The following is a 25,028-nucleotide window of genomic DNA, read 5'->3' on the forward strand; positions in this document are numbered from 1 at the left end:
ACCCGGGCGGCGGCGTCTTAGCCGGCAGCCATATCGGCACGCTGGCCGTCGGGTACGAAGATGTAACCGCGCCCGCGCACGGTCTGGATAAAGCGCGGGCTTTGAGCGTCTTCGTCGAGCAGGCGGCGCAGGCGCCAGATCTGCACGTCGATGCCGCGATCGTTCACGTCGCTGTCTGCGCCGTAAAGCAATTCGATGATGCGTTCGCGCGAGAGCACCTGCATGGCGTGATTCACCAGCAGACGCAGCAACCCGTATTCGCCGTCCGAGAGCGTAAGCAACTGCGCGTCGCGCGTGAGCGTGCGGCTGCGAAAGTCCAGCACGAACGGGCCGAAGGTGTAGTTCTCGCGTTGCTCGGGCACGGCGGCATCGGGCGACTTGCGACGGCGCAAGACGGCATTGATGCGCGCGAGCAACTCGCGCGGGCTGAACGGCTTGCCGAGATAATCGTCGGCCCCGATCTCAAGCCCCACGATGCGGTCGATCTCGTCGCTGCGCGCGGTCAGCAAAATGACCGGCACGTCGTCGTTGCGTGCGCGAAGATCGCGCAGCGCCGTCAGACCGTCGACCTTGGGCATCATCAGGTCGAGCACGATCAGCGCAGGGCGTTCGCGCTCGAGTCGTGCAGCCAGTCCATCGCCGTCGTGCATCACCGCAACGGAGAAGCCGTGACGGCTGAGGTACTCACGCAGCAGGTCACGCAAATCGGGGTCGTCGTCGACAACAAGAATCTTCATATTCGCTTTGACAGGTTGTGTCGTCATGATAGTGGCCTCCCCGTGCGGCTTTGCACGCGTTTTGTTTCCGGGCATTACAGTGTTGGTCACCTGTAATCATGCGTAATAATAGAGCCTGTGCCATCTGCGCACGAAATCCGCACCCATCCTTTAAGCTTCGCACTGTCTGCGCATCACCACTCCTAAGCACACCCAGCCGCCATTTCTCGGCCTGAACACCGCTTGCACGCTGCTTGCACACGCATTGCACGCACGCTGCGCGCCGGTGACGAGAACACTGCGGTCAGGCACTGCAAGGCACGGTTCACGGGAATAGACAGGTCTGCGAAGCATCGGCAGATATCGAACCATCTCCTGTGTGCTGGGTCACTTACGGCGTTGACCGCTTTTTGGTATCGCCGCACAAAGGTGTCATGTCCGTCTGCTATGCTGATCAGCCGATTTCGGCGAGGCACGGTGCTGGGCATATTCCCAGCCGGTTTGCCGCGCCGCAGCAATCAGAAAAAATAACGTCGTCCGCACCGGACGAATCCGCTAAACACTCCGCTGTTACGAGGAAGTCATGACCGAGCACGGTCCCCACGGTTCCGACCAACCGAACGATTCCGGTCGTTCGTCAGTGCCGCCCACGCCCCCCGCCGCCGGGGCGCGTCGCGACATGGGGGCAACCCCACCGGCCTCGCGTAAGCGCCGCTGGCTCGTGCCGGGCGTGATCGGGCTGATCGTCGTGCTCATCGCCGGAGGTGTTTACTACCGCCTGCACAGCCAAAACGCCCAGGGGCCGGCCCAGCAGGGCGGTCGCCGGGGCGGCCCCCCGGGTGGGATGCCGGGGGCCGGGGGCATGCCAGCCACGCCGGTGACGGCGGTCGAGGCCAAGACGGGCGACCTGCCGGTGTTCCTCAACGGGTTGGGCACGGTCACGCCGACGCGCAGCGTCATCGTGCACTCGCGCGTGGACGGCCAGTTGATGAAGGTGCATTTCAAGGAAGGCGACATGGTCAAGGAAGGCCAGTTGCTCGCCGAAATCGACCCGCGCCCGTTCCAGGTGGTGGTGACCCAGCAGGAAGGCCAGTTGGCCCACGATCAGGCGCTGCTCAAGAACGCACAGCTCGATCTGGCGCGCTACGAGACGCTGCTCAAGCAGGACTCGATCGCAGCCCAGACGGTGGATACCCAGCGCGCGCTCGTCAAACAATATGAAGGCACCGTCAAAGCCGATCAGGGCCAGTTGGACAACGCGCGTCTGCAATTGAACTACGCCAGCGTCACGGCCCCCGTCTCGGGGCTGGCCGGTCTGCGTCAGGTCGATCCGGGCAACATCATTCATGCTTCGGACACCAACGGCATCGTCATCATCAACGAAGTCACGCCGATCACCGTCGTCTACACCATTCCCGAAGACAACCTGCCGCGCGTGGTCAAGCGCACACGCGCTGGCGAAGCGCTGCCGGTGGAAGCCTTCGATCGCGCCGGCAAGATCAAGCTGGCCAGCGGCAAGCTCGCCTCGATCGACAACCAGATCGATACGACGACGGGCACGGTTAAGCTCAAAGCGGCCTTTGCCAACACCGAAGGCATGCTGTTCCCGAACCAGTTCGTCAACGTGAAGATGCTGGTCGATACGCTCAAGGGCGCCACGCTCGTGCCGAGCGCCGCAGTGCAACGCGGCACGCAGGGCAGCTTCGTGTACACCGTGCAGCCGGATCAGACCGTCAAGCTCAAGACGGTGAAGCTGGGGCCGACCGACGGCACCAACGTCGCCGTGGAGTCGGGCATCGAGCCGGGTGAGAAGCTTGTGATCGACGGCATGGACAAGCTGCGCGACGGCGCCAAGGTGGAAGTGATCACCGCCGAGAGCCGTGCTGCGGCGACCGCACCGCGTCAGCCGGGCGAGAAGCGCAATAGCCATGGCGGCCAGCGCCGATGAATCCGTCCCGCCCGTTTATCCTCCGGCCGGTTGCCACATCGCTGCTGATGCTGGCGATTTTGCTCGCCGGCTTCGTCGCCTACCGGTTGCTGCCGCTCTCGGCACTGCCGGAGGTCGACTATCCGACCATTCAGGTCGTCACGCTGTACCCGGGGGCTAGCCCCGATGTGATGACGTCGTCGGTCACGGCACCGCTCGAGCGTCAGTTCGGCCAGATGCCGGGTCTCAATCAGATGTCGTCGACCAGTTCGGGCGGCGCGTCGGTGATTACGTTGCAGTTCTCGCTCGATCTGGGCCTCGACGTTGCGGAACAGGAGGTACAGGCGGCCATTAACAGCGCCAGCAACCTGCTGCCCAGCGACTTGCCGATGCCACCGATCTACAGCAAGGTGAACCCGGCGGACACGCCGATCATCACGCTGGCGATCATGTCGAAGACCATGCCGCTGCCCAAGCTGGAGGATCTGGTCGACACGCGCGTCGCGCAGAAGATCTCGCAATTGCCGGGCATCGGTCTGGTGAGCATCTCGGGCGGGCAGCGACCGGCGGTGCGTATCAAGGTCAACCCGCGCGCGATTACGTCTTATGGTTTGAATATCGAAGACGTGCGCACGTCGATTGCTGCTGCCAACGTCAATCAGGCGAAGGGGAGTTTCGACGGCCCGCTGCGTGCTTCGACCATCGACGCGAACGACCAGCTCGCATCGGCGGACGAATACCGCAACCTCGTCATTGCCTATAAGAATGGCGGTCCGATTCGTTTGTCCGACATCGCCGATGTGATCGACGGTGCCGAGAACACCAAACTCGCCGCGTGGGCCGATACCACGCCAGCCATCGTCGTGAACGTGCAGCGCCAGCCGGGCGCCAACGTGATCGAGACGGTCAACAAGGTCAAGGCGTTGCTGCCGCAGTTGCAGGGCTCACTGCCGGGCAGCATCGACATGAAACTGCTGACCGACCGCACGACGACGATTCGCGCCTCGGTCTCCGACGTGCAATTCGAACTGGTGCTCGCCGTTGCCCTCGTGGTGATGGTGATCTTCGTCTTCCTGCGCAACGTCTCGGCCACCATCATCCCGAGCGTGGCGGTGCCGCTCTCGCTGATCGGCACGTTCGGCGTGATGTATCTCGCGGGCTTCTCGATCAACAACCTGACGCTGATGGCGTTGACCATCGCGACAGGCTTCGTGGTCGACGATGCCATCGTGATGATCGAGAACATCGCGCGCTATATGGAGCAGGGCGAGAAACCGTTGCAGGCGGCGCTCAAGGGCGCCGAGCAGATCGGTTTCACGATTATTTCGCTCACGTTCTCGCTGATCGCCGTGCTGATTCCGCTGCTGTTCATGGGCGATGTAGTCGGTCGACTGTTCCGCGAGTTCGCGGTCACCTTGGCGGTCTCGATCCTGATTTCAGCCGTGGTCTCGCTCACGCTCACGCCGATGATGTGCGCGAAGCTGCTGCGCCACGTGCCGGAAGAGAAGCAAGGCAAGTTCTACCGCAAGACCGGCGAGATGTTCGATCGCATCATCGCGAAGTACGGCGAGTGGCTGACGTGGGTGCTCGACCGTCAGCCGGCGACGTTGTTCGTCGCGCTCGGCACGCTCGTGCTCACGGTGCTGCTCTATATGTGGGTACCCAAGGGCTTCTTCCCGGTGCAGGACACCGGTGTCATTCAGGGGATTTCGGAAGCCCCGCAGTCGATTTCGTTTGCCGCGATGGGCGAGCGCCAACTGGCGCTGGTTTCTGAGGTGCTGAAGGACCCGGCGGTCGAATCGGTATCGTCGTTTATCGGCGTGGACGGCGTGAATTCCACGCTCAACAGCGGCCGACTGCTCATCAACCTGAAAGACAAGGGCGAGCGCGGGCTCGATGCCTCCGAGGTCATTCGCCGTCTGCAACCGGAAGTGGCGCGTGTACCGGGCATCTCGCTCTATATGCAGCCAGTGCAGGATCTGACGATCGAAGACCGTATCAGCCGCACGCAGTATCAATTCACGCTGCAAGACCCGAGCCTCGACACATTGGGTATCTGGGTGCCGAAGCTCGTCGATAAGCTGAAGCACGTGCCGCAACTGGCCGACGTGACGAGCGACTTGCAGGTCAACGGCTTGCAAGCGTACGTGGAAATCGATCGCGACACGGCGAGCCGTCTTGGCGTGACGCCTGCGGCCGTGGACCAGACGTTGTACAGCGCGTTCGGTCAGCGCCTCATTTCGACGATCTACACGCAGGCGTCGCAGTATCGCGTGGTGCTCGAAGTGGCTGACGACTTCCAACGGGGCCCCGATGCGTTGAAGGGCATCTACGTGGCGTCGACGACCGGTGTGCAGGTGCCGATCGCCTCGTTCGCGACGATCATCGAAAAGCCGACACCGCTCGCGATCAATCACCAGAGTCAATTCCCGGCGGCTACGATCTCGTTCAACCTCGCGAAGGGTGCCTCGCTCGGCGACGCGGTGAAGGCGATTACCGAAGCCGAATCTTCCATCGGCTTGCCGATCAGCACGCAAACCACCTTCCAGGGGGCTGCGCAGGCGTTCCAGGCGTCGCTGTCGAACACACTGTGGCTGATTCTTGCTGCCGTGGTGACGATGTACATCGTGCTGGGCGTGCTCTACGAGAGCTACATCCACCCGATCACCATTCTGTCGACACTGCCGTCGGCGGGCGTGGGGGCCTTGCTCGCATTGATGGTCTCGGGCAACGACATCAGCATCATCGCGATCATCGGCATCATCTTGCTGATCGGTATCGTGAAAAAGAACGCCATTATGATGATCGACTTCGCGCTGGAGGCCGAGCGGGAGCACGGCATGGCGCCGCGTGAGGCGATTTATCAGGCGTGTTTGCTGCGCTTCCGCCCGATTCTCATGACGACGATGGCCGCGGTGCTCGGCGCGCTGCCGCTGATGCTCGGTTCGGGCGTCGGCTCCGAGTTGCGCCAGCCGCTCGGTATCACGATGGTCGGTGGCTTGATGGTCAGCCAGGTGCTCACGCTCTTCACCACCCCGGTGATCTACCTGTGGTTCGATCGTCTGGCGATGCGTGCGCGCGCATGGCGCGAGCGCCGCTTCGGTCCGTCGGATGATGGCGATCATGGTGGCCCGGCGGTTGCCGACACCCCGGACGGTCAGACGCGATGAACCTGTCGGCCGTCTTCATCCGGCGCTCGGTCGCCACCGTTCTGCTGACGATCGGCGTCACGCTCGCGGGCATTGTCGCCTTCGGCTTGCTGCCGATCTCGCCGTTGCCGCAGGTCGACTTCCCGACCATCTCGGTGTCGGCCTCGCTGCCGGGCGCCAGCCCTGAAACCATGGCGGCGAGCGTGGCGACGCCGCTCGAACGCTCGCTCGGGCGGATTGCAGGCGTGACGGAAATGACGTCGAACAGTTCGCTCGGCTCGGCGCGTATCACGTTGCAGTTCGACCTGAACCGTGACATCAACGGCGCAGCGCGCGACGTGCAGGCGGCTATCAATGCCGCACGCAGCTTGTTGCCCACGGGGCTGCCGAGCAACCCGACGTACCGCAAGGTGAACCCGGCCAGCGCGCCGGTGATGATCATCGCGCTCACGTCCGAGAGCATGACGCGCGGCCAGATGTACGACGCGGCGTCGACCATCCTCGCGCAGAAGATCTCCCAGCTCGAAGGCGTGGGCGACGTGACGGTAGGCGGTAGCTCGTTGCCTGCGGTGCGTGTCGAACTCAACCCGACGGCGCTCAACAAGTATCAGATTCCCATCGAGACGGTGCGCACGGCGATTCAGGCGGTCAACGCGAACCGGCCGAAGGGCGCGCTCGAAGATGGCGATCGCCGCTGGCAGATTCTCGCGAACGATCAGGCCAAGACGGCTAAGGAATATCTGCCGGTCATCGTGAGCTATCAGAACGGACGCCCGGTGCGTCTGGCCGATATCGCCGATGTCGTCGACTCCGTGCAGGACTTGCGCAACGCGGGCTCGGCCAACGGTAAGCCGTCGGTGCTGCTGGTCATCACCACGCAGCCGGGCGCGAACATCATCGAGACGGTCGACGGCATCAACGCCATTCTGCCGAACCTGCGGGCGTCGATTCCCGCGGCCATCAATCTCGATGTGGTGATGGACCGCACGCCGACGATCCGTGCGTCGCTGCGCGAAGTCGAGCGCACGCTGCTGATCTCCATTGCCCTCGTGATCGGCGTGGTGTTCCTCTTCCTACGGAATTGGCGCGCGACGCTGATTCCGAGCGTGGCCGTGCCGGTCTCGCTGATCGGTACCTTCGGCGTGATGTATCTGTGCGGCTTCAGTCTCGATAACTTGTCGCTCATGGCGTTGACCATCGCGACCGGCTTCGTGGTCGACGATGCCATCGTCGTGCTGGAGAACATCTCTCGCCATATCGAAGAGGGCTTAAGTCCATTCGCGGCGGCGCTCAAGGGCACGCGCGAAGTGGGCTTCACGGTGCTGTCGATGAGTATTTCGCTGGTGGCCGTGTTTATTCCGCTGCTGCTCATGGGCGGCATCGTCGGGCGCTTGTTCCGTGAGTTTGCCGTGACGCTTTCAGCGGCCATCATGGTTTCGTTGGTGGTATCGCTCACCACCACGCCGATGATGTGCGCGCGCTTGCTCAAAGGCCGCCCCGCACCGGGCGTGCCGCAGGGCACCGCACCGTTGGCGACCGAAGCCCCGCGCCGTCCGTCGATCTGGACCCGTATGGGCGACTGGACCGAGCGCATGTTTGCCGCGATGTTGCGCGAGTACGAACGCTCGCTGTCGTGGGCGCTGCGCCACGGGCCGCTGATGCTGATCATTCTGTTCGCGACCATCTGTCTGAACGTCTGGCTGTACACCGTCGTGCCGAAGGGCTTCTTCCCGCAGCAAGACACCGGACGCATGATCGGTTTCATTCAGGCCGACCAGGCGATCTCGTTCCAGGCGATGGAAAAGAAGCTCGCCGATTTCATCAAGATCGTACAGGCCGACCCGGCCGTGGCAACCGTCACGGGCTTTACCGGTGGCTCGAATCGCAATGGCGGCTCGATGTTCGTGACGTTGAAGCCGTTGTCCGAGCGCAAGCTCTCCGCCGACCAGATCATTGCGCGTCTGCGCTTGAAGCTGGCCAAGGAGCCGGGTGCACAGCTCTATCTGCAATCGGTGCAGGACATTCGTGTAGGCGGGCGCTCGAGCAACGCGCAGTATCAATACACGTTGCAAGCGGACGACTTGCAGGAGCTGCGGGATTGGGAGCCGAAGGTGCGTAACGCGCTATCGCGGCTGCCGATACTCGCCGACGTGAACACCGATCAGCAGGACAAGGGGCTGCAAACCACGCTCGACGTCGACCGCGATCAGGCATCGCGTCTTGGTCTCACGATGAGCCAGATCGATAACGTGCTGAACGACGCGTTCGGCCAGCGGCAGGTCTCGACCATCTACAACCCGCTCAATCAGTACAAGGTGGTGATGGAAGTCGCACCGCAGTGGTGGCAGAGCCCCGAGTCGCTCAAAGATATCTACGTCGTGACGTCGGCAGGTGCACAAGTGCCGCTCTCGTCATTTGCGAAGTACCGGCCGACGAACACTGCGCTGGGTGTGTCGCATCAGGGGCAGTTTGCGGCGAGCACGATCTCGTTCAACTTGCCACCGGGCGTGTCGCTCTCGCAGGCGCAAGCGGCCATTGGCGACGCGGTGGCGCGCCTGGGCATGCCGACGTCAGTGCACGGCAGCTTCCAGGGCACGGCGCAGGCGTTCCAATCGGCGCTCTCGTCGCAGCCGTTCCTGATTCTGACGGCGTTGCTCACGGTGTATATCGTGCTGGGCGTGCTCTACGAGAGTTACATTCACCCGCTCACCATTCTCTCGACGCTACCCTCGGCCGGTGTGGGGGCGTTGCTGGCGTTGCTGTTGTTCAACACGGAGTTCAGCATCATTGCGCTTATCGGCGTGATTCTGCTGATCGGTATCGTGAAGAAGAACGCCATCATGATGATCGACTTCGCGCTCGATGCCGAAAGGCGCCAGAACATGGCGCCGCGCGACGCGATCTATCACGCGTGCTTGCTGCGCTTCCGCCCGATCATGATGACCACCATGGCCGCCATGCTCGGCGCGATTCCACTCGCATTGGGCACGGGTGACGGCGCGGAACTGCGTCAGCCGCTCGGGATCTCGATCGTGGGCGGCCTGCTCGTGAGTCAGGTGCTCACGCTCTATACGACGCCGGTGGTGTACCTGTATCTCGACCGCGTGCGTCTGCGCTGGGCGCGTTGGCGCGCTCGCGGCCACGGCGATGCGGAGGTGAGCCATGGCTGACCTTCTTCTTTCCGAAACTGAATCTACTGTCCCGGCTAACACGCCGGCTCGTGCCATGCCCCGTTCCCTGAATCGTCAAGTCAACGCTGCTCGCCACCCAGTCACGGGACGTGTTGGCGCATCACTGCGTACTCGCCGTACGGCCGCGTTCCTGGCCGCGAGCGCTGTGCTCTGGCTGGCGGGGTGTGCGGTCGGGCCGGACTATGTGCGCCCGGAGATGGATACGCCTGCTGCGTTCAAGGAAACCGGTGACTGGAAGCTGGCTGAACCGAACGATGCCGCGGCCAAGGGCGAGTGGTGGGCGATCTACCAAGACCCGGTACTGAACGACCTGATGACGCAGGTCGACGTCAACAACCAGAACATCAAGGTGGCCGAGGCTAACTACCGTCAGGCGTTGGCGGTGGCGTCACAAGCGCGCTCGGCGTTCTTCCCGACCATTGGTGCCAGTTCCAGCCTCACGCGCAGCAGCTCGCGGGTGAGCAACACGGCCGTGAGCGGTTCCGGCGCAGGGGGCCTCTCGAACAGCTATAGCTTGTCGGGCACGGCAAGCTGGGAACCGGATATCTGGGGCAGCGTGCGCCGCTCGGTGGAAGCGGGGGATGCGAGCGCTGCGGCGAGTGCCGCCGATCTGGCGAACGCGCGCTTGTCCGCGCAAGCCCTGCTCGCACAGAACTACTTCGATCTGCGTGTGACCGATGCGCAGAAGGCGTTGCTGGACCGAACCGTCGCAGCTTACGAGCAGACGCTCAAGCTCACGCAGAATCAGTACGCCGTGGGCGTGGCGCAGCGCTCCGATGTGATTCAGGCGCAGACGCAATTGCAGTCGGCCCAGGCGTCGGCAATCGATATCGAAGTGACGCGCGCGCAGTTGGAGCATGCGATTGCGTTGCTGGTCGGCAAGGCGCCTGCGGCGTTCTCGTTGAGCGTGGCGCCGATGCGCGCGGCGTTGCCGACGGTGCCGGGCAGTCTGCCGTCGCAACTGTTGGAGCGTCGCCCGGATATCGCGGCGGCCGAGCGTGCGGTGGCATCGGCCAACGCCAAGATCGGTGTGGCGAAGGCTGCGTTCTTCCCGACGCTTTCACTCTCGGCATCTGGTGGCTTCCAGAGCAGCAGCTTCGCGAACTGGCTGACGCTGCCGAGCCGCTTCTGGTCAGTAGGACCGGCACTGGCTGCAACGCTCTTCGATGGCGGGCTGCGTCGTGCACAGACGGATGCGGCCATCGCGGCTTACGACGCGCAAGTGGCGACTTATCGTCAGACGGTGCTCACGGCGTTCCAGTCGGTCGAGGACAATCTGGCGGCGCTGAACTACTTGGGCCGCGAGGCAACGGTGCAGACGCAGGCCGTGCAATCGTCGCGCGAGGCGCTGCAACTCATCCTGAATCAATACAAGGCAGGCACGGTCAGCTTTCAGAACGTGCTGACCGCGCAAGCGACGGCGTACACCACGGAACGTACGTCGCTGACGATCCTTGGCCGTCAATTCACCGCGAACGTGTTGTTGGTGACCGCATTGGGCGGTGGCTGGCACGGTTTGCCCGCAGAGGATGGCGGCCCGAGCTCACCGACGGCACCGGACGGGGCGGCACAACCCAACGCGCCCGCGCCCGCTTCTGACGCGTCGGCCGGTTGATCCATTTCCGAGTACCTGCGGGGGGCGATCACTATTTCCCGAGTTGGTGTTTAAGCTAATTCCGAACTTCGCGTTCGGAATCGCGGAAGCCCCTGCCGCGAATCATCCGACGCTGTGTGACGCGAGTAGCACAAAGCGGTGTGCGACGGGGGCGAGTGTTTTCACGTTCGAGCAAGTGAAATCAAGCCTTTCGCCCGTAGTACCCGCTCTATGAGGCAGCCACCGGGCGTTTCGCCCATCGACCACACCGCGTAGCAAACGTGCTTTGGTGAATTGCCTATGGGCAATCTCCCAGCGGGGCGGTCCGATCCCTTTTGCCAGAATGGCCCCACTTCGCTGCGATGGCAGGCGCGAAGCGCCGTGTCGTTGCGGCGGTTCTGCCAGATGACAACAAGGAGGGGGCAGCTATGACAATCAACGTCGTGGTGGCAGATGACCATCCGATTGTGCGTTACGGAATACGCCGCTTGCTCGAAGAGCGGGAGATGATTCAGTTGGTGGGGGAGGCGTCCAATTCGTCGGAACTGGTGACGTTGTTGGCCAAGGCACCGTGCGACATTCTGGTGACCGATTTCTCGATGCCCGGCGGTCACTTCAAAGACGGGCTATTTCTCATCGGCTATGTACGCCGATACTTTCCGAACATCAAGATCATCGTCGTCACGATGCTGGAGAATCTGGCGATCTTGCGCGGCATGCTCAAGCTGGGCGTGCATTCGATCCTCTCGAAACTCGATGAGCAGAGTTCCATCGCGGACATCGTGTGCGTGGTGGCCGACGGCAGCCGCTATATCCCCGCGGGGCTGGCCACGCGATTGCACGATTCGGTGGCCGACGACGCCGAAGCCGACGCCTCGAAGCTCTCGGGACGCGAGGTCGAGGTCGTGCGGCTCTTCGTCTCGGGACTCACGATCAGTGAAATCGCGTTCAAGCTGAGCCGAAGTGTCAAGACAGTCAGCTCACAGAAGACCAACGCGATGCGCAAGCTCGGGCTGGATCGCGACGTCGATCTCTATCACTACGCGACGCGAACGGGTATCACTTGATGCGCCGTCCGGTCGCGTGCTTTTGCGCTAATTCGTTAGCGCTATCGCACCCACCATCCCTGCACACGTGACTCACGCGGGCAGCCGGATTCCTCGCATATCGCGCAGAATCAGCTCGCCCGCGCGCAGCATCTGTTTGAGTTGATGCACCACTTGCTTGAGCTCTTGCACGTTGGCGTCGGCCGTATCGGGTTGCTGCTCCTGTGCGACGACGAGGGCATCAAGACGGCGCGTGTAGTCGCGCATCGCTTCGCTGGCCGCCTGCGCATCGGTGGGCACCGAAGCGGCCGGCGCAGCGACCGCCTGCGAGAGCAAGTCGCTGATGGCCGAGACCACTTGCCCCAGTTCACCGCTCTTGTCCGCCGCGATCTGACGCGGCAGCACATCCGAAATGCCCGTGATGTACGACGCCATCACATGGTTCTGCACCAGCAAATCGTTGAGCTCGCCCACGGACACTTGCTTCGACTTAGGCTCAAGCATCATTCGCTTGAAGGCCGCGCCGAAATTCCCGAAAGCAATGTGCATGTCCTTGCGCGCCATGCGGTAGGCCAGATCGTCGCGCACGCCGTCGCGCCCCACACACGACTCCAGATAGGCTCGCGTCGACTGCACGGCTTGCCGGATCAGCGGCCCCATCAGGCGATATTCCCAGTAGGGGAACAGGTACGAACACACCAAGGCGACGGCCGAACCGATCAACGTGTCGATGGCGCGCTCGCCCACAACCGACAGCGACCCCGGCAGCAGGAAGTGGAACAGCAGCAGCACGTACGACGACATGAACACCACAGACAAGCCATAGTTGAACAGCGAGAGGCTGTTGCCCATCACCATGCAGAAGAACATCAGGGCGAACAGCACCCAGGGCTTGTGCACGAACGACAGAATGACGAGCACGCTCACACACCCAAGGAGCGTGCCGGTCAGACGTTGGGCGTTTTTCTGCTTCGTCAGGCTGAAGCCGGGCTTCAAAATCACGATGATGGTGAGCAGCACCCAATAGCTGTGCGCCTGCCCCGCAAGTAGCGACCAGTTCTCGCAGATGATCAGGCCGGCGGTGATCGCGATTGTCACGCGCAGCGCGTGTCGAAAGCTTGGTGACGAGAACGTGAGGTTTTTGCGCAGCAGCTTCGGCGAGAAGCTTTGCCGCGACGTGAATCTCACGAGCGCCTGATCGATCTGCATTTCCGTCGCCGAGGCCGCCGTCGTGATATTCGTGTTGCGGTGCATGCGCTCGAGCACACGCGTGGCACTCCACACGCGGCGGAACGTGCTGGTGACGGCTTGATACGCCTCGGGCGCCTGCTGCGGCAGTTGCTGCTTGCGCATCACGTCGATTTCGTACTCGATGGCGCGGAACTCCGCACGCCAACTGCGCTGCGCCCGCGACGGCTCATTCGTCGCGATGGCGTAGCCGATGGCATCGACCTCGACGGCAATCTTGCGGATCATGTCGCGGAAGAACACGAGCACGTCCTGATTGGCGAACTCGCGGCGCAACATCGGATAGTCGGTGTGCACCGACACCACCACTTCATGCAAGTCGACGATGTTGATGAACAGGTTGAACAGCATCGTGCGGCGCGGCTCAAGCCTACCGGTGCGCAGTCGGGGCAGGTTGCGCAGAATGATCTCGCGCGCGGCTTGCTGCTTCTCGACCACATTGACTTGTGCGGCGATCAGGTTGCGATAGCAGTCGTCGATATCGGTCGTCGAGTCGTAGAACGCCGCCTTGGCGTCGAGATACTGTGCCGTGACGAAAAAGCATTCCGCGAGCGTTTGCTGCTCGATGCGAAACCACCACACACGACAAACCACCAGACTGAAATAGGTGTACCAGAGCCCGCCGATCAGCACGGCGCCAGCATCGAGCACGGCTTGATGGCGCGTGAGATCGGCCTCGACGTTGAGCACCATCATCATCAGGCAGGCGAAACTCACCAGCGACGCGCGAAAGCCGTAGACCACGAGCATCGACAGGCCGAACGTAAGGATCAGCGTGGTGAGCCAGAGTTGCCACGGCTGGGCGGCGGTCGCCATGCCGGTGATAAGGACGGTGAGGGCGCCGAGCAGCGTGCAACTCAGTAGTTCGGTGTGCTTGTGGCGCAGCGGGCCATTGATGTCTACGACGCTGGCGCACAAGGCCCCCGAGGCGACTTCGATGCCGAGCAGGTGCTGATCCAGCCCCCAGAACAGGACGAGCGCGGGTAAGACGACACCCAAGGCTTGGCGGGTGCCGGTGAAAAAGTAATGGCTATAGAGGAACTTCTTAATATCGGTCTGGTAGTCCATGCGTCGGTGCGAGGGTTCCGCTGCAAAGCCGGCCGCGCGGCGGGTAGCACGCGGCGCAGTCAGGAGTCTAGCCGAACGCCCGCGTAGCGCGAAGAGGGGATACTGCCGGTTACAAGACACGTTGCCGTGTGCTGTGACGCCGACCGGTCGGGGTTTTCGGAGGGCTCCGATGGGCTTGGGCATAGGGCTTTTGTTATGCTTGCGGACAGTTCCTTGGCGTTCGGTTCCGTGCGTTCCGTCGCCCCCCAGCCCCATTAGCCTCCCAGTCTCATTAGGTCGCCACGTCCGAATGCTCCACTTATTCTTTTCCAACCGGTTCACCACGCTTGAAGCTGCCCTGTTGCGCGATCTTGCGCAGGCGCCGGGCGACCCGTTGCATTCGGAAACCATCGTCGTGCCAAGTGTGGCGGTGCGCCGCCGGCTCGAACTGGACTACGCCGACGTGTTCGGTGTGTGCGCGAACGTGCGTCTGGCCTATCTGGCGCAATGGCTGTGGGATATGGCAGGCAAGTTGCTGACGGTGCCGGAGAGCTCGCCGTTTGCACCCGACCGTCTCGTCTGGCCGCTTTACCAGTGCCTGGCGCAGCCGTGGGTCAAGACGTCGCCCAGGCTGGCGGGCTATCTGGCCGAGGCCGACGATGTTATGCGCTTTGAACTGGCGGAGCGTTTGGCGCATATCTACGACCAATATCTGACCTACCGGCCGAACTGGCTCGAACGCTGGCAGTCGGGCGACACGATTCCCGTCGGCGGCGCGGCAGGCTGGGGCGACGTGCAGCGAGACGACGAAGTCTGGCAGAGCGAGTTGTGGCGGCGTGCGTTGCAGCATCTCGATATTCGCGAGCGTCACCCGACCCTGCGCGCCATCGATCAGATTGAACAACTGACGCCCGAGACGTTGCCGTCTGGATGGCCTGCGCGCGTGTCAGTGTTCGCGCTCTCGTCGATGCCGCCGCTCTCGATGGTGATGCTCAAGGCGATGTCGCGCCTGATGGACGTGCATCTGTACGTGCTCAACCCATGCGAGAGCTATTGGTTCGATATCGTGCCGCCGTCGCGGCTGTCGTACCTGAAGCGGCGCGACGGCACGGCGCACCGCGAGGTCGGCCACCCGCTGCTGGCCGAATGGGGTCGGCAGACACAGGCGCACATCGATGCGCTCTACGCCGATCTTGCCCAGCAGGCGGTTGAAGACCGCGCGCTGTTCCAGCCGAATACCGCACCGACACTGCTCGCTGCGCTGCAAAACGGCATTCTCACGCTAGATGACGGGCGCTATGGCGTGCCGGAGGGCGTGGGGGCGGACGGTTCCGTGGAGGTGCATGTCTGCCATAGCCTCGCGCGTCAGATCGAGGTGCTACACGACAGATTGCTGGCGTGCTTCGACGAGATTCCGGATCTTCGTCCCGATGACGTGCTGATTACCGTACCCGACCTAGGCAAAGCCGCGCCATTGATCGACGCCGTATTCGGCACGGCCACGCCTCGCATTCCGTATCTGGTCACCGGGCTGCCGCCGACGCGGACCAACCCCGTTGCCCGCGCCTTTGCCTCGATTCTGGCGTTGCCGCAAATGCGTGTGGCGGCGTCCGACTTGGTGGAACTGGCCCGTACGGACGCCGTGGCGCAGCGCTATGACCTGGCGGGCAATGTGCTGGACTCGATTCAGAACTGGTTGCACGCGGCGGGCGCGCGTCGTGGCTGGCGTGGCGATGCGTTGCTGCGGCTTGACGCACAGGGGGCGCAGCGCGGCAAGGGCAGCTCGGGCGATTCGGGAGTTTCGGGAGTTTCGGGAGATTCGGGCGCAGGACGCGATGCGGCTGGCGTTGCACCGGCCTTGGAACGTCATACGCTGGGCGACGCGATGATGCGGTTGTTCCTGGGCTATGCATTGCCCGACGACGCACTGCCAGTCGACGACTGGCTGCCGGTGGGCGGTATCGAAGGTGGCCGTGCAGAATTGCTGGGCGAGTTGGCGCGTCTGATCGACGATCTGGATGCCACGGCGGTTGCGCTGCAAACCGAGCGCACCGGGTTGGCGTGGCGCGATCAATTGCTCGCCATGCTGGAACAGTTCTTCTCCGACGATGCGCGTTTTGCCGACGACGTGGCGGAAGTGCGCATGGCGATCGAGCAAATCGGTTCGGCCATCGCCGACGGCGCGCCCGAAGTGCGTGTGCCGGTGGAAGTCGTCGCCCGTGTGTTGGCCGACGCGTTGGACGATCCGACGCGTGGCGGCGTGCCTTCTGGCCGTGTCACTTTTGCGGCAATCCCCAGTCTGCGCTCGCTGCCGTACCGTGTGGTGTGCATGCTGGGTATGGACGATGGTGTCTTGCCGGGGCGCGTGCGCGCCGATGAGTTCGACCTGATGCGCGTGTTGCCGCAGCGGGGAGACCGCCAGCGGCGTGACGACGAACGCAATCTCTTCCTCGATCTGCTGCTGTGCGCGCAGGATCGATTCCTGATCACCTACACCGGACGCAGCGTGCGCGATAACGCGCCGTTGCCGCCATCGACGGCGGTGGACGAATTGCTCGACTTCACCGGGCAACTGCTGGCACCGGCGTCGCAAGGGTTTCATGTGGACGACCAGCGCGAGGCCCGTGAGCGGCTTGTCGTGCTGCATCCGTTGCAACCGTTCTCACCTGCGTATTTCGACGGTCAGCATGCCGCGCTCTATAGCTACGACGTGTCCAACGGCGAAGCAGCGCGGCAATTGGCGACGCAACTGGCCGCGCCGGTACCGGAGGCACCTGCTGCCCCGTTCGTGAGCGAGCCGCTACCGGCTGTGGCGCAAACGCACCTCACGCTCGACGACCTGTTGCGATTCTGGCGGCATCCGGGGCGGGCATGGGCGCGTGACCGTCTGGGCCTGACACTCGGCGATGTGCTCACCGAAGTCGAAGACGATGAACCGTTCGTGCTCGATTGGGCGGGGCGCGATGCATTAGCGGCCCGTCTCCTGCCACGCTTGCTGCGCGCCGACCATGGCGACGCTCGTACGCGAGCTGACGCTATCGAGCGCATTGCGCGGGTCAGCCACGAATTGCCCGGTGGTGCGACAGGCGCCGTATGGCGTCGCCGGGAATTGGGCGGCTTGCGCGCGTTGGCTTCGCAAGTGCGCGAAGCGCTGGCGGAAGGCACGCAAGAGATTTTGACGATGCTGCCGCTCACACCGGCGCTGCCTTCGGGGTGGCAAACGACGGCCGGTGCGCAATGGCACGGCGACGCCACACTCTCGGCACCGTGTCTGTTGCAAGGGCGGCTCGCGCCAGTGTCGCGCTACGGGTTGGTGATGTATCGCTACGGCAGCATGCGGCCAAGCGATTTGCTGGCCGCATGGTTGTCGCACCTCGCGCTATGTGCCCACTTGCAGCAACCGGAACACGCCGGGCTGGACGTGGCGGCACGTACGCTTTGGTATGGCGAGGACGATACCTTCGCGTTGCGCCCTGTTGAAAACGCCGAAACATTGCTCGGCCAGTTGGTCGCGTTGTACCGGTTAGGTCAAACGCGACCCCTGCCGTTCTTCGCGCGTAGCGCATGGAAGTTGGCCAGTACGGGCAAACCCAGCGACGCACAAAGCCAATGGGAGGGGTCGGCTTTTGCCCGAGGCGATGCTGACGATCCCTATACCCGCCTCGTGTGGCGAGGTGTGGAAGATCCACTGGCGTCACCGTTTGACCTGCTTGCCAATACGGTCTTCGGTCCGCTGGTTGCCCATCTCGAACTGGTGGAGGGCGCATGACACAGCTCATCGACCTTGACGTCTTCCACTGCGACCTCGATGGCGTCTGTTTGATCGAAGCGTCGGCCGGGACCGGTAAGACGTGGAATATCTGCGCGCTTTACGTTCGGCTCTTGCTTGAAAAGCAACTCACTGTCGAACAAATCCTGGTGGTGACGTTCACCAACGCGGCGACGGCCGAACTGCGCGAGCGTATTCGCGGGCGGTTGTCGGACTTGGTGGCCGCGATCGCGCCGATGTTTGGCGAAGCGGACGACACCGCAGGCGGCAACGAGGACAGCGGCGAAGACGATGACTTCCCCGACTTCGACCCCGATGCGAGCGAAGATCCGCTGTTCACGGTGATGATTGCCGGGCTGATCGAGCGTGGTGAGATGAGCGTGAAGCAAATTCGCGAGTGCCTGCAAGCGGCGCTGCGCGGCTTCGATCAGGCATCGATCCACACGATTCACGGGTTTTGCCAGCGCGCGCTTGCCGAGGTGCCTTTCGCAGCGGGCTTGCCGTTTGCCTATGAACTAGTGCCTGACGATAACGGCGTGCGCCATGATCTCGCGGTGGAGTTCTGGCGTCGCGTGGTGGAGCCGTTGGCTGCCGAGGACGATGGGTTTGCCGCGTGGCTGGTCGACCGTAAGCGCTCGCCGGGCACCTTGACCGATCAACTGGCCCGACGTCTGAAAAAGCCCATGTCGGCGCTGCGCTGGCCCGACGCCGTACAGGCGGATGCAACGACAGCGGTGGATACCGCACTTCTCGCCACTTACGCGGCTGCGCGCGAGTGCTGGGAGGCCGACGCGCAGGGCATTGCCGAGTTGATGCGCAAAGCGCTGCCGTCGTTCAAGAAGAATATCTATCACGAGGCATCGCTCGCGCAGGCGGTGTCGGCATGGCAGCGCTATCTGAACGCGCAGGATGTCGGGGCACTGCTACACGCCAAGGCTGAGCTGCTGACGTCGACACGCTTGGCGAAGGACATCAAGAAGGGCGAGACACCGCCCGATCACCGCTTCTTCGCGCTGGCCGACGTGTTGGTGCAGTCACGCGCCGACGCCGACGAACGCTATGGGATGGCGTGGCTTCGTATCCTGCGCGAATGGCTGATGCAGGCGCCGGACCAACTGGCACAGCGCAAACGCGAACTCCGCGTAGTGTCGTTCGACGATTTGCTGGGCAACATCGCCCGAGCACTGACGCAGCATCCCGATCTGGCCGAAGCCCTTCGTACACGGTATCCGTGCGCGCTGATCGACGAGTTCCAAGATACCGACCCGCTGCAATTCGCCATCTTCAATGCGGTGTACCGCTCGGGGGATAACGGTGGCCCGATGTTCATGGTCGGCGATCCGAAGCAAGCGATTTACAGCTTCCGGGCAGCGGATCTGCACACGTATTTGGCTGCACGCGAGAATGCCGACGCGGCCTATACGCTGGCTGTCAATCAACGCTCGACACCTGCCATCATCGAAGCGGGTAACCGCTTGTTCGGCGCGAACGAGCGAGCATTCGTGCTCGAAGGTCTGGAGTATCCGCCCGTGCGTCCGGGGGTGCGGCGACGCCCGCCGTTGTCCGACGCGCGCACCGTGGCTGACTTCACCGTATGGTGGCTCCCGGAGGGCGAGAGCAGCGAGGACGCAAAGGGCGACGGCCCATTGTCCAAAGACGAAGCCCAGCAAGCCTGCGCACGGGCCACGGCTGCCGAAGTCGCACGTTTGCTCGGCGATGCGTCGCGCGGCGAGGCGCTGATTGGCGAGCGCGCACTGGCACCCGGCGATATCGCTGTCATCGTGCAAACGCACCGGCAGGGCGCGCTGATGAAGGCGATGCTCGCGGAGCACGCCGTAGGCAGCGTGGAACTCACGCAGGACTCGGTGTTCGCCAGCGATGAAGCCGAAACGCTATTGCGCGTGCTGCGAGCCGTGGAGTCGCCGGGCGACGTGCGCGCGTTACGTGCAGCGCTCGCCACAGAGTTGTTCGGTCTCGACGCGACGGCGCTGTTCCGCATGCAGACGAGCGATGCGTCCGATGCTGAGGCCATCGCGTGGATTGAGCGGCTGCAGCGCTATCGGCAGTTGTGGATCGAGCGCGGCTTCGCGGCCATGTGGCGCACGCTCATGCGTGAACTCGGGCTCGCCGCACGGTTGGTGGCGCAGACTGGCGGCGAGCGTCGATTGACCAATTTCATGCATCTGGCCGAGTTGGCGCAAGCGCGTTGGGCCGAGCAGCCGGGTATGCCTGCGCTGCTGCGTTGGCTGGCATCGCAACGCAATGGCAGTGGCGGCGAAGAAGCGCAACTGCGCCTCGAGTCCGATCAAAACCTCGTTCAGATCGTGACGGTCCACAAGTCGAAGGGCTTGGAATACGGCGTCGTGTTCTGCCCGTTCCTATGGGATGGTGCGGTGCGCGACGGTGGCAGTCTCGACGGATTGGAGTATCACGACGGACCCGATGCCGTGATCGACTTTACCGAGGCAGGTGCCAAGGGATCACCGGCACACGCCGCGCTGCGCCGCGAGCAATCCGCCGAACAAGCGCGCTTGCTGTATGTGGCGCTCACGCGGGCGGTCTACCGATGCTATCTCGCTGCGGGCGTGTACACGTCGCGGCGTAGTGTGAAAGAGGCGTGCGGCGGCATGCTCAACTGGTTGGCCGCAGGGCAGGGCACATCGTTTGATGATTGGATTGCCACGACCGTTGATGCCGACGCGCGAGTCGACGCAATCCGCACCGCTTGGAAGGCGCTTGCGGGTGGCCCGGTCGACGTGGTCCCGCTGCCGGTTGGCGACGCACTAGGGGCAGGCGAGCGCGTTGGCCACGATGCGCCTCCTGATCTCGCCACACGCACGAGTACGCGCGCGCTGCGAGAAGTGTGGCGTATCGGCAGCTTCTCCGGTTTGTTGGCGGGTATGCATGCCGGACCGCAATTGGGTGGCGGGCAACTCAGTGCACCTGAGCGCACACGCCCCGATTACGATGCGCAAGCCAACGCAGGGCCGACGTTTGCACTGCCCCCCGAGGGCGATGACACATGGCCGCCTGCCGACGATATTCTGCGGTTCCCGCGGGGACCTGCGGCGGGTGAGAGCCTTCACCGCGTATTCGAGTTGGCTGATTTCACCTCGCGCAGCCAGTGGCCGCAGGCCGTGACGCGTGCGTTGCGAGAGCGCCCGCCGGGGCGGGGTGCGGAGCAGAACGACATGTGGCGCGCCATGATGATGAACATGCTGGCCGATACGGTGGCGACGCCGCTGCGTCCCGGCGTGCGACTGGCCGACGTTGCGACGGCCGAGCGACTGACGGAAATGGAGTTCACCTATCCAGCCGATGCGGTGTCGCTCGATGCGTTGCGCGGTCTCTTGCGTCAATTCGGCTACCCGGACCTTCCGCTCGACGCCACGGTATTGCGTGGCTATCTGAAGGGCTTTATCGATCTGGTCTTCCGCCACAGCGGACAGTGGTGGATTCTCGACTGGAAGTCCAATTATCTGGGCACCGCGCCCGAGAACTACGGCCCGGACGGTCTGCGCGAGGCCATGGCCGATCATGGCTACCACCTGCAATATCTGCTCTACACGCTGGCGCTGCATCGCTATTTGCGCCGCCGCCTGCCCGACTACGATTACGACCGGGACATGGCCGGAAGTCTTTACCTTTTCGTGCGCGGCGTGCGTCCCGACTGGGCCGAGGCTAATCGACTGGAGGACCATGTGCCGGGCGTGTATTTCGACAAACCGACGCGCGAGATGGTCGATTCGCTCGACCGATTGTTCTCTGCGGGTGAAAACGTGGCGTTGGCCGAGGCGCTGGCACTAGAGGGGCGCGAGGGCGGCGGTACCGGTGATGGCGAGCATGCCGGTGCGCGTGCTACCGGCGCCGGGGAGGCAAACGCATGAGCGAAATCCTCCACCAGAACGATGCAGCGGCATCCACGCTTGCCGACACCGGCGTCGTCAGACTTGCGCAGGGATTCGCGCGTCGCATGACGCTGCTCGCCCGTGGGCGCGGCGCTGACGAGTCGACTTGCCGCTATGTCTGGCGTGCCGCGTTGGCCGTTAGTCTGGCGACGGCCGAGGGGCATGTGTGCGTGCCGCTCGACAACTTCCTCGATGCACAAGCGAGCGGCGAACTGTTTCCCGACGATGCGCCGTCGCTGTCGGTCTGGCGCGACGCACTGTTCGCCAGCGGACTATGTGCACCCGCAGACCTGGCCTTGGTGCTAGCCAGCGACGCGCAGTCCGATGCGTGGCCGTTGCTGCTCGACGAGAAAGATCGTCTCTATCTCGCTCGCTATTACTTTTACGAAGCCCGTCTGGCGGCGGCGCTAGGCCGCAAACTGGCGAGCCAGGAAACGACACCGATCACGGCAGAGGATCGCGCGCGCTTGCGTAAGTATTTCGGTGACGGCGTGCTGGCGTCGTCGGACGGTCAGCCTGAACCGAATTGGCAGATGGCTGCCGCGGCGTTGGCGTTGCAGCGCTCGCTCGTCGTGCTCAGCGGCGGCCCGGGGACGGGCAAAACGACCACCGTCGTGGGCCTGCTCGCGTGTCTGCTCGAACGTGATGCCAATTTACGCGTCGCGCTGGCCGCGCCCACGGGGAAGGCCGCGCAACGGATGCAGGAGGCACTCACCGCGCGTCAGGACTTACCGGAAGCGGTGCGTCAGGCGTTGCCCGAGGCAGCACTCACGCTGCACCGCCTGCTCGGTGTGCTGCCCGAATCGGCGGAGCACGTCGGCCGCCGGTTCCGCCATCACGCGGGCAATCCGCTGCCCTACGATCTGATCGTCGTCGACGAAGCGTCGATGATCGATTTGTCGATGGCAACGCAACTGCTCGAAGCGGTGCCTGACGGAGCGCGCTTGATTCTGCTGGGCGATAAAGACCAGTTAGCCGCCGTCGAAGCTGGCGCAGTGTTCGGCGAGTTGAGCGCTAAGCGCGCGTTTTCTCCTGCGATGCGCACGCGGTTGCTAGATGCATTGGGCTGGCCGCAAGCGATGCCACCCACGCAAGGGCCGCTGGCGCCTGGCGCACAGGGCGGCGCGTCGCGTGGCTTGGAAGACGCGGTGGTCTGGCTCGAGCGGACTTACCGGTTTGGCGAAAACTCGGCGATCGGTCGATTGGCCACCGCGATCAAAACGGGGCGCGTGACCGACGCGCGCAAGGAGTTTTCCACGGACAGTGCATCGTCGACATCTGCGCCCGACCGCGTCAGCCTGAGTGAGGACGGCGGTGCGCAACTCTGCGCATCGAACCTCAACGCGCTGGCGGACGGTTACGGCGCTTACCTCGACGCATTGACCGATGCGGTGACGCTGATCGGGCAACTCGGCGATCCGGGCGCTGCTACGGCGGGCGACATCGCTATGGTGGCGCAGCCGGTCTTTGCGGCCTTCGGTCAGTTCCGTGTGCTGTGCGCGACCCGAGGCGGACGTCGCGGTGTCGAATTCCTTGGCGCGCAACTCACCGCGTTGTTGGCGCGTCGCGCGGGCGTCGCGCTCAATGCCGGGGGCGGCGCATGGTTCGCGGGGCGCCCGGTGCTGATTACGCAGAACGAATACGCCTTGAATCTGTTTAACGGCGATATCGGCATCGCATTACCGCTGGGACCCGGTGGCGCGTTGCGCGTGGCGTTCGCGACGCCGGACGGCGGTTACCGGCTGTATTCACCCGCGAGTCTGCCTGCGCATGAGACGGCTTTTGCGATGACGATTCACAAGTCGCAAGGCTCGGAGTTCGAGCGAGTGGCCATTGTGCTGCCCGAACAGTCGAGCCGCGTGCTGTCGCGCGAATTGATCTATACGGGCGTGACGCGTGCGCGGCGTCAGGCTTGGCTATATGCGCCGTGGCAAGTGATCGCGTCGGCCATTGTGCGGCCGACGCAGCGCGACGGCGGTTTGACCGACCGACTGGCGCAGGTTATCGAGGCGATGTCCTCATGACGTCTGCTTCTGCGCGGCGATGGCCGCTTCGGCGAGCGACCCGAGACGGGTGACGAGCAACTGGTCGATCTTGTAGTTATCGATGTCGACCACTTCGAACTTGTAGCCCATCGCTTCCGTGGCTTCCGATTTCTTCGGAATGCGCTTGAGCTGATAGATCATGAAGCCAGCGATGGTTTCGTACTCGCCCTCGCCGGGCAGCTCGTCGATGTCGAGCGCCTTCTTCACGTCTTCGACCGAGGTCACGCCGTCGACTAGCCACGAGTGCTCGTCGCGCTGCACGATCTGGTCTTCGTCAGCGGGGTGGACCACATCGCCCATGAGCGCGCCGACGATGTCGTTCAGCGTAACGACGCCCACCACCATCCCATACTCATTGATGATGACGGCAAAGCTCTCGCGGGTTTCCTTGAAGCGGGCCAGCGCTTCTGAGAGATTTAGCGTGTCGGGAATGACAAGCAGCTTCTTCGCGTAGAGACGGTCAAGATTGCGGATCACGCTCGACAAGTCTTCACTGGCAATGCGCTGGAGCAAGTCTTTCGAGTCGACGTAGCCCAGCACGTTGTCGATTTCGCCACGGCAAACCAGATACTTCGAATGCGGGCTTTCGGTGATCTTCTGACGAATGCTGCGTTCTTCTTCCGCGATGGTGAAGTACACCACGTCGTCGCGAAACGTCATGACCGAGCCGACGGTACGCGATTCGAGTTCGAACACGTTCTCGATCAGATGCAGTTCCTGTTTGCGCAAGACGCCTGCCTCGGCACCGGCGCCGACCATGGCGGCAATATCTTCGGACGTGATGTTCTCGATGGCATGCGTCGGCAGCTTGAAGATGCGCAGGAACATGTTCGCGATGCCGTTGAAGATGAACACCAACGGGCGAAGCACTTTCAGGCAGAGCAGCATCGGATCGATGATCGCCATCGCCACGCGCTCCGGGTTGACCATGGCGAGCCGCTTCGGAATCAGGTCGGCAAATTGAATGAAAGCAATCGTGATGAATAGGAATGAACCGATGCCCGCCAGACGCAAGGCCATCGCCTGATCGGTGAAGGACGAGAGCCAGTCGAACAAATAACCGGTCAGAAAACTCTCGCCCAGCACACCGCCGAGCACCGCGACTGCGTTCACGCCGATCTGCACGACGGTGAAGAAGTTGCCGGGTTGCTCCTTGAGTGCGAGCACTTTGATGGCTTGCTGGTCGCCTTTTTCCATGAGCACCTGAAGTTTGGTGCGCTTGGCGGCCGTCAGAGAAATTTCGGCGGCGGAAAAGAAGGCGCTCGCCAGAACCAGCAGCAAGATACTGAAAAGAAAGCCGTAACCACTCATATTGTTGTCACCTGTAAGTACAAAGTCAGGCGCACAGCAGCGACGGGAGCAAGGCGGTCATCTCCCATGACAGGAGC

General features: G+C 63.2%; 11 protein-coding genes. 8 read left to right on the top strand and 3 right to left on the bottom strand.

The genetic code is table 11. The annotated features are described in order from the left end of the window. Window positions 1–17: 17 nt before the first annotated feature. On the bottom strand, window positions 18–764 hold the full coding sequence (locus tag ACPWR9_RS19410; protein ID WP_246182597.1) for a response regulator: 747 nt from the start codon (window positions 762–764) through the stop codon (window positions 18–20). A gap of 535 nt (window positions 765–1,299) precedes the next feature. Between ACPWR9_RS19410 and ACPWR9_RS19415 the strand changes: the two genes are divergently transcribed. The 5 genes from ACPWR9_RS19415 (at window position 1,300) to ACPWR9_RS19435 (ending at window position 11,644) form a co-directional block, all read left to right on the top strand. Then, window positions 1,300–2,664: an MdtA/MuxA family multidrug efflux RND transporter periplasmic adaptor subunit gene (locus tag ACPWR9_RS19415; protein WP_426330872.1), complete on the top strand. Its 1,365-nt coding sequence runs from the start codon at window positions 1,300–1,302 to the stop codon at window positions 2,662–2,664. Continuing rightward, window positions 2,661–5,813: an MdtB/MuxB family multidrug efflux RND transporter permease subunit gene (locus ACPWR9_RS19420; RefSeq protein ID WP_426330871.1), complete on the top strand. Its 3,153-nt coding sequence runs from the start codon at window positions 2,661–2,663 to the stop codon at window positions 5,811–5,813. Before ACPWR9_RS19415 ends, ACPWR9_RS19420 begins: the two co-directional genes overlap by 4 nt. Next, complete coding sequence (locus tag ACPWR9_RS19425) at window positions 5,810–8,962, top strand: multidrug efflux RND transporter permease subunit (protein ID WP_426330870.1); 3,153 nt, start codon at window positions 5,810–5,812, stop codon at window positions 8,960–8,962. Before ACPWR9_RS19420 ends, ACPWR9_RS19425 begins: the two co-directional genes overlap by 4 nt. A gap of 55 nt (window positions 8,963–9,017) precedes the next feature. Continuing rightward, on the top strand, window positions 9,018–10,598 hold the full coding sequence (locus ACPWR9_RS19430; protein ID WP_426330869.1) for an efflux transporter outer membrane subunit: 1,581 nt from the start codon (window positions 9,018–9,020) through the stop codon (window positions 10,596–10,598). Window positions 10,599–11,005: 407 nt separating this feature from the next. Beyond that, window positions 11,006–11,644 carry a response regulator gene (locus ACPWR9_RS19435; protein WP_426330868.1) on the top strand — a complete coding sequence of 213 codons (639 nt, stop codon included), beginning with the start codon at window positions 11,006–11,008 and terminating at the stop codon, window positions 11,642–11,644. Between the two features lie 72 nt (window positions 11,645–11,716). Here ACPWR9_RS19435 and ACPWR9_RS19440 read toward each other — a convergent pair whose 3' ends face one another. Next, window positions 11,717–13,939 carry an FUSC family protein gene (locus ACPWR9_RS19440; protein ID WP_426330867.1) on the bottom strand — a complete coding sequence of 741 codons (2,223 nt, stop codon included), beginning with the start codon at window positions 13,937–13,939 and terminating at the stop codon, window positions 11,717–11,719. Between the two features lie 289 nt (window positions 13,940–14,228). Between ACPWR9_RS19440 and ACPWR9_RS19445 the strand changes: the two genes are divergently transcribed. Genes ACPWR9_RS19445 through recD form a run of 3 tightly spaced genes read left to right on the top strand, consistent with a single transcriptional unit; the run spans window position 14,229 to window position 23,619 of the window. Continuing rightward, window positions 14,229–17,687, top strand: a complete 3,459-nt coding sequence (locus ACPWR9_RS19445; RefSeq protein WP_426330866.1) for an exodeoxyribonuclease V subunit gamma — start codon at window positions 14,229–14,231, stop codon at window positions 17,685–17,687. Beyond that, window positions 17,684–21,574 carry an exodeoxyribonuclease V subunit beta gene (gene recB, locus ACPWR9_RS19450; protein WP_426330864.1) on the top strand — a complete coding sequence of 1,297 codons (3,891 nt, stop codon included), beginning with the start codon at window positions 17,684–17,686 and terminating at the stop codon, window positions 21,572–21,574. Before ACPWR9_RS19445 ends, recB begins: the two co-directional genes overlap by 4 nt. Next, complete coding sequence (gene recD, locus ACPWR9_RS19455) at window positions 21,571–23,619, top strand: exodeoxyribonuclease V subunit alpha (protein WP_426330863.1); 2,049 nt, start codon at window positions 21,571–21,573, stop codon at window positions 23,617–23,619. The genes recB and recD overlap by 4 nt, the downstream gene beginning before the upstream one ends. Here recD and ACPWR9_RS19460 read toward each other — a convergent pair. Then, window positions 23,614–24,951 (bottom strand): hemolysin family protein, encoded by a 1,338-nt coding sequence (locus ACPWR9_RS19460; RefSeq protein ID WP_426330862.1) that lies wholly within the window; start codon window positions 24,949–24,951, stop codon window positions 23,614–23,616. The genes recD and ACPWR9_RS19460 overlap by 6 nt on opposite strands. Window positions 24,952–25,028 lie beyond the last annotated feature (77 nt).

This window comes from Pandoraea pneumonica (assembly GCF_049918595.1).
Lineage (GTDB): Bacteria > Pseudomonadota > Gammaproteobacteria > Burkholderiales > Burkholderiaceae > Pandoraea > Pandoraea pneumonica_A.